The organism is Pseudonocardia sp. GCM10023141 (genome assembly GCF_042653605.1).
Window position 1 is genome coordinate 236,335 of record NZ_JBHSIR010000087.1, and the last position, 7,055, is coordinate 243,389.

At 72.5% G+C, this 7,055-nt stretch carries 4 protein-coding genes, 1 pseudogene and 1 riboswitch; all 5 genes and pseudogenes read left to right on the top strand.

Annotated elements, in window-relative coordinates; genetic code table 11:
• The first annotated feature begins 5 nt into the window (after window positions 1-5).
• On the top strand, window positions 6-1,487 hold the full coding sequence (locus ACFPFQ_RS47800) for a mannitol dehydrogenase family protein (RefSeq protein WP_379629968.1): 1,482 nt from the start codon (window positions 6-8) through the stop codon (window positions 1,485-1,487).
• Complete coding sequence (locus ACFPFQ_RS47805) at window positions 1,487-2,497, top strand: NAD(P)-dependent alcohol dehydrogenase (protein ID WP_379629969.1); 1,011 nt, start codon at window positions 1,487-1,489, stop codon at window positions 2,495-2,497. Before ACFPFQ_RS47800 ends, ACFPFQ_RS47805 begins: the two co-directional genes overlap by 1 nt.
• 25 nt (window positions 2,498-2,522) lie before the next feature.
• On the top strand, window positions 2,523-3,875 hold the full coding sequence (locus tag ACFPFQ_RS47810) for an MFS transporter (protein ID WP_379629970.1): 1,353 nt from the start codon (window positions 2,523-2,525) through the stop codon (window positions 3,873-3,875).
• Window positions 3,876-4,024: 149 nt separating this feature from the next.
• Window positions 4,025-4,242, top strand: a riboswitch (cobalamin riboswitch).
• Between the two features lie 125 nt (window positions 4,243-4,367).
• Window positions 4,368-6,644: a 5-methyltetrahydropteroyltriglutamate--homocysteine S-methyltransferase gene (metE, locus tag ACFPFQ_RS47815; RefSeq protein WP_379629971.1), complete on the top strand. Its 2,277-nt coding sequence runs from the start codon at window positions 4,368-4,370 to the stop codon at window positions 6,642-6,644.
• 109 nt (window positions 6,645-6,753) lie between these two features.
• Window positions 6,754-7,055 (top strand): annotated as a pseudogene (locus tag ACFPFQ_RS47820) (hypothetical protein); the annotation flags it as partial.

Here is a 7,055-nt window from a genome sequence, read left to right on the forward strand (position 1 = left end):
CCGCCATGACCCTCAGCGCCGCCACCACCGCCCCTGGTGCCCTGCTGCACCGGCGCGGCCCGCTCGCCACCGGCATCGTCCACCTCGGACTCGGCAACTTCCACCGCGCCCACCAGGCCGTCTACACCGCCGCGGCACTCGCCGCGCAGGACGGGCCGTGGGGCATCCTCGGCGTCGCGAGCCGCTCGGCCACCGTGGTCGACGCCCTGCACCGCCAGGAGCTGCGCTACGCGGTGCTGGAGGTCTCCCCGGAGGGGACGCGGGCACGGGTGCCTGCCGTCCACACCGGAGCGATCGTCGCCGCCCACGACCCGGGCGCGGTGGTGGCCGCCATCGGTGCCGCCACCACGTCGATCGTGACGATGACGGTCACCGAGCACGGCTACGTCTTCTCCCCGCGCACGTCCGGGCTCGACCTCGACGCGCCTGCCGTCCGCGCCGACCTGCGCGGCGACGGTGCCCCGGGCACGACGATCGGGCAGATCGCTCGGGGCCTGCAGCGCCGCGCGCGCTCCCACGGAGCGCCCGTCACGGTGCTGAGCTGCGACAACCTGGCCGCCAACGGGGATCAGACCGCTCGCCTCGTGCGGGAGTTCGCCGCGGCGTTGCCGGGCCCGGAGGCCACCGAGCTGCTCGGGTACCTCGCCCGTGCGGTGACCTTCCCCAACTCGATGGTCGACCGCATCGTCCCCGCCACCACCGACGCCGACCGGGCCACCGCGCGCCGGCTCCTCGGCGTCACCGACGCCGTCCCGGTGCCGGCCGAACCGTTCACGATGTGGGTGCTGCAGGACCGCTTCGCCGCCGGGCGGCCGGGTTGGGAGCACGGGGGAGCGCTGTTCACCGACGACGTCGAGCCCTACGAGCTGCTGAAGCTCCGGCTGCTCAACGGCACGCACTCCCTCATCGCGTACCTGGGTGCACTCGCGGGCGCGGCGACGATCCCGGAGGCGGTCGGAAATCCCTTCGTCGCGGATGCAGCGCAACGGGCGATCGAGGACTATCTTCCGAGCGTCGAGGTCCCCGCCGATGTGGATCTCGACGCCTACGTGGCGCAGCTGTTCACCCGGTGGGCCAACACCGCGCTCGGGCATGGCACCCACCAGGTCGGCTCCGACGGTTCGGTCAAGCTGCGCCAACGGGTGCCGGAACCCGCCGTGCTCGCACTGGCCGCCGGCCGGATGCCCCATCAGCTGGCGCTCACCGTCGCCGCGTACCTGTGCTGCGTCGCGCCGCCCGCCGGGTTCGACCCGGGTCCGCACGCGGCCGCCATGAACGACCCCGCCCGGGAGCGGCTCGCGGCACTGCGCACCCGCACCGGCTCGACCGCCGCCTTCGCCGCGGCCGTGCTGGACGGCGGGCTGCTCGGTACCGAGCTCGCCGAGCACCCGGAGTTCGCCGCGCGCGTCGCGGAGCTGGCCGAGGTCCTGACCCGGTCGGGGCCACGCGCCGCCGTCGAGGCCGCCGCCACCGTGGGGAGCCGATGATGGAGACCACCCGCGCCGCGGTCCTGCATGCCGCCGGTGACGTGCGCATCGAGCAGGTCCCGTTGCGCCCGCCCGGTCCCGGCGACGCGCTCGTCGCGATCGACGCCGTGGGCGTCTGCGGCTCCGACATGCACTACTTCGCCGACGGCCGCAACGGCCAGAACGTGCTGCGCAGCCCGACGGTGCTCGGCCACGAGGCGTCCGGCGTGATCACGGCGGCGGGTGCGGATGTCGATCTCGCCGTCGGCACGCGGGTGGCGATCGAGCCGGCCGTCGGGTGCGGGCACTGCCCGACCTGCCGGTCCGGGCGCTACCACCTGTGCCCGACGGGTACCTGCTTCGGCTCGCCGCCCACGCACGGCACGCTCGCGCAGCACCTGGTCGTCTCGCGCCGGGCGCTGCACCCGTTGCCCGCCGCGATCGGCACCGAGCTGGGGTCGCTGATCGAGCCGCTGGCGGTGGCCGTGTGGGCCGTGCAGCGTGCCGACGTCCGCGCCGGGCACCGCGTGCTGGTGACGGGATCGGGGCCGATCGGCATCCTCGTCATGCAGGTCGCGCTGGCCTGCGGGGCCGCCGAGGTGGTCGTCACCGACGTCAACGACGCCCGGCTTGCCGTGGCCCGCTCGCTGGGCGCGACAGCGACGATCAACACCGCGGAGCGGGCCCCGGAGCTGACGGGCGTGCACCGGCTGCTGGAGTGCTCCGGCCATCCGGCGGCGCTGTGGCAGGGCATCCGCACGCTGGGTCCCGCGGCCCGCGCCACCGTCGTCGGGCAGGCCGCGCCGTCGGTGGACGGGCTGCCGCTGGCCTTCCTGCAGCGCTACGAGATCGACCTGGTGACCGCGTTCCGGTACGCGCACGCGTTCCCGACCGCGATCGCGCTCGTCGAGCGGGGTGTCGTCGACATCGACGCCGTGCTCACGGGCCGCTTTCCGCTCGACAGAACGGCCGAGGCGCTGCGCGCTCCGGTACTCGACCCGTCACACCTGAAGGTCGTCATCCGCCCCTGATCGACTTGACTCCATTCGAGGACGCATGGACACCATCGCGAGCACCCCGACCACGATCGATCCCGCCCGCCGCAAGGGCGTGCGCCGAGCAGCCTGGGCCGGCCTCATCGGCACGGCGCTGGAGCAGTACGACTTCGTCATCTACGGCACGGCCTCGGCGCTGGTCTTCAGCAAGCTGTTCTTCCCGAACATCACCCCTGCCGCCGGCATCCTCGCCAGCTTCAGCGCCTACGCCGTCGGCTTCGCGGCCCGGCCGCTCGGTGGCCTGTTCTTCTCCCACTTCGGCGACCGGCTCGGGCGCAAGTGGGTGCTCGTCGCCACCCTGATGCTGATGGGCGGCGCGACGCTCGCGATCGGGCTGCTGCCGACCTACGGGCAGGTCGGGCTGCTGGCGCCGATCCTGCTGGTGGTCTGCCGGTTCTTCCAGGGGTTCGGGGCCGGTGCCGAGCAGGCAGGCGGTGCGACGCTGCTGACCGAGACGGCCTATCCGGGGCGTCGCGGGCGGCTGGCATCGCTCGTGATGACCGGTGCGGCACTGGGCACCGCGCTCGGTGCGCTGGCGTGGATCCTCGTGCAACTGCTGCCGACCGAGGCGGTGCTGGAATGGGGATGGCGGCTGGTGTTCCTCAGCAGCATCTTCGTGACGATCGCGGCGTGGATCATCCGCAGGCGGCTGCAGGAGAGCCCGGTGTTCGCCGAGCTCAAGGAGCAGCACGCGGAGCCGAAGGCGCCGCTGCGCGAGGTGCTCGAACACGGGCGCAAGCCGGTGCTGCTGGCGCTGTTCATGAACGTCGGCGTGACGGCGCAGTCCTACACCTACCAGGTGTTCATGGCGTCCTACCTGATCTCCGCCGTGGGTGTGGACCCGTCGTTCGTGCCGCCGGTGCTGCTCGTCGGCGCGATCTGCGGCGGCATCGGTGCCGTCGGGTTCGGCATCCTGTCCGACCGCTTCGGACGTCGCCCGATCTACCTCGCGGTCGTCTCGGCGCTGGTCGTGCTGCCCGGCCCCACGTTCATCGCGCTGAGCACCGGCTCGGCGTGGGCGATCTACGCCGCGATCATCGTGGGCTTCCTGCTGGCCGGGCAGGGCGCCGTCGCGGTGCAGATGAGCTGGTTCCCGGAGATGTTCGGCAACCGCTACCGCTACGCCGGGGTCGCGCTCGCGCGCGAGTTCTCGTCGGTGCTCGGTGGCGGCGTGGCCCCGCTGATCTGCGCGGCGCTGATCAGCGCGTTCACCGGGTCCTGGATCCCGGTGGCGGCCTACATGATGCTGATGGCGATCATCAGCGTGGTGGCCACGTTGATGTCGCCGGAGACGCTCAACCGCGACCTCAACGTGCCCGAGGACGCGACCGATCCGGTGCCGGCGGCGCGCTGACACCCCCGCTGACACCCCATTGCAGGAAGGCCACCTTGCCGCAAGAATCTTGCGGCAAGGTGGCCTTCCTGCAACGCGGGAACGGGTCCCGGCCCGGCGGCGGCACGTGCCCAACGTCACGGCCAGGTGCGACGTCGCCGGGCGCCGCTATAGTCCGAAGCGCTGGTGGTTCGGGCCCGTCGCAGTACGGGCGGGTCCGAGGCAAGAGGGAACCCGGTGAGAATCCGGGGCTGCCCCGCAGCGGTGAGTGGGAACGAGAGCCGTCAACGAGCACTGGGTCGAAGGGCCTGGGAAGCGACGGTCGGTAGGTGCGCCGGGAGGCGCGTGCCCGCGAGTCCGAAGACCTGCCACCGGTGTGCGCACCCGACGGTTGCGCGCGGATCCGTGGCCTCGTGGGAGGGCCGTGCGGATGTCCGGGGCACCGGTGTGCCCGGGCGCCGTCGTGCTTCCCGCGACGCGGCGGATCCTCCGTCCGCTCGCGAGGAGAGAGCAGTGACTCCCAGCAACACCATCGGCACGACCGTTCTGGGCTATCCCCGGATCGGCCCGGACCGTGAGCTCAAGAAGGCCGTCGAGAAGTACTGGGCGGGCACGCTCGACCAGGACGGCCTACGCGCCGTCGGCGCCGGGCTGCGCCGCGACACCTGGGCGCAGCTGCGTGCCGCCGGGCTCGACTCGGTGCCCGGCAACACGTTCTCCTACTACGACCAGGTGCTCGACACCGCCCGCATCCTCGGCGCGGTGCCGCCGCGCTTCGCCGCGCTCGGGCTCGACGACCTCGACACCCTGTTCGCGATGGCCAGGGGCCACGGTTCGGTGCCGGCGCTGGAGATGACGAAGTTCTTCGACACCAACTACCACTACCTGGTGCCCGAGGTGGGCCCCGACACCGCGATCACCCTCGCCGACCGCAAGCCGGTCGAGGAGTTCACCGAAGCGCTCGCGGCCGGTGTGCCGACACGTCCGGTCCTGATCGGGCCGGTCACGTTCCTGCTGCTGGCGAAGGCCGCACCGGGGGCTCCGGCCGGTTTCAGCCCGCTCGACCTGCTCGAGCCCGTGCTCGACGCGTACGCCGCGCTGCTCGCCGAGCTCGGCGCGGCCGGAGCCGAGTGGGTGCAGCTCGACGAGCCGGCCTTCACCGCCGACCGCGCGGCAGCCGAGCTGGACGCGCTCGCCGTCGCCTACCGCAGGCTCGGCGCGGTGGCGGGCCGACCGAAGATCCTCGTGGCCGGGTACTACAGCAACTTCGGCCCGGCGCTGCCGGTGCTGGCGGCCAGCCCGGTCGAGGCGATCGCGCTGGACCTGGTGGCGGGCCTCGATGACCTCGACCTGGCTGCGACGCTCCCGGCGCTGCAGCACAAGACGCTGCTCGCGGGCGTCGTCGACGGGCACAACGTGTGGCGCACCGACCTGGAGACGGCGCTCGCCCGCGCCGCCACGCTGATGGGCCCGGCCGGCTCGGTCGAGATCAGCTCGTCCTGCTCGCTGCTGCACGTGCCCTACGACGTCGACGTCGAGACCAACCTGGCCGCCACCGTGCGCGACCGGCTCGCGTTCGCGAAGCAGAAGGTGGCCGAGGTCGTGCTGCTGGGCCGGGCCCTGCGCGAGGGGCGGCAGAGCGTTTCCGCCGAGTTCGACGCGGCTGCCGCGCTGCGCAACGCCGACCGCTCCGGTGAGCGCAACGAGCAGGTGCGGGCCCGCCTCGCCGCACTCGGCGCCGATCACTACGCCCGCGGGTCGGCTGCCGACCGGGTCGTGGCCCAGCGCCTGCACCTGCAGCTGCCGCCGGTGCCGACCACCACGATCGGCTCGTTCCCGCAGACCCGCGCGATCCGCTCCGACCGGGCCGCCCACCGCGCGGGGAAGCTCGACGACGTCGAGTACGAGCGTCGCATGCGTGCGGAGATCGAGCGCGTGATCCGGCTGCAGGAGGACCTCGGCCTCGACGTGCTGGTGCACGGCGAGCCGGAGCGCAACGACATGGTCCAGTACTTCGCCGAGAACCTCGACGGCTTCGCCACCACCGAGCACGGTTGGGTGCAGTCCTACGGTTCGCGCTGCGTACGCCCGCCGGTGATCTACGCCGACGTGTCGCGGCCGAGGCCGATCACGGTGGCGTGGAGCACCTACGCGCAGTCGCTGACGCAGCGTCCGGTCAAGGCGATGCTGACGGGCCCGGTCACGATCCTGGCTTGGTCGTTCGTCCGCGACGACCAGCCGCTGGGCGACACCGCCCGGCAGGTCGGGCTGGCGTTGCGTGACGAGGTCAGCGACCTGGAGGCGGCCGGCCTGCGCGTCATCCAGGTCGACGAGCCGGCGCTGCGCGAGCTGCTGCCGCTGCGCGCAGAAGGTCGCAAGGCCTACGTCGACTGGGCGGTCGACGCGTTCCGCCTGGCCACCGGTGGTGTGGCCGACGCGACGCAGGTGCACACGCACCTGTGCTACTCGGAGTTCACCGCGGTCGTCGACGCCATCGACGGGCTCGACGCCGACGTCACCACGCTGGAGGCGGCCCGGTCGCACATGGCCGAGGTCGAGGGGCTGGCCACCGGCGTGACGCGGGGCCTCGGCCCTGGCGTGTACGACGTGCACTCGCCGGAGGTGCCGACGGCCGACGAGATCGAGGAGCTGCTGCGCGCGGCCGGTCGTTTCGTCACGCCGGACCGGCTGTGGGCCAACCCGGACTGCGGGCTGAAGACCCGCGGTGAGCCCGAGGTGCTGGCGTCGTTGCGCAACCTGGTGGCGGCAGCGGCTCGCGTCCGGGCCTGACCCACCGTCGAGAACGACGTTGCCGTGATCAACAGAGCCTTTCGATCATGACAACGTCGTTCTCGACGCATCCTCGGATCATCTGAACACCTGTGCAAGGGTGAGGGACATGAAGAACGTGACCGGGGCGCTCGTCGCGGTGCTCGCGGCCGTGGCGATGGCCGCCACGGCTTGTGGCAGTTCCACGCCGCCTGCGCCCGCAGCGACCGGGGCAGGTTGCATCAGCGGGTTCGACGCGGCCACCGACTACTTCCCGGTGAAGGCGGCCTTCGAGCACGCCAGCAACGTCACGCTCACCTACGAGCGCAGCTACCAGGTGCTCAGGGTCAAGCAGCCCTACCCCCAAAGCCGTTCAGTTAGCGGTCGCGGCTGCTGGTCAAGGATCTTGTTGCGGCGTGTCGTTGCCGGAGA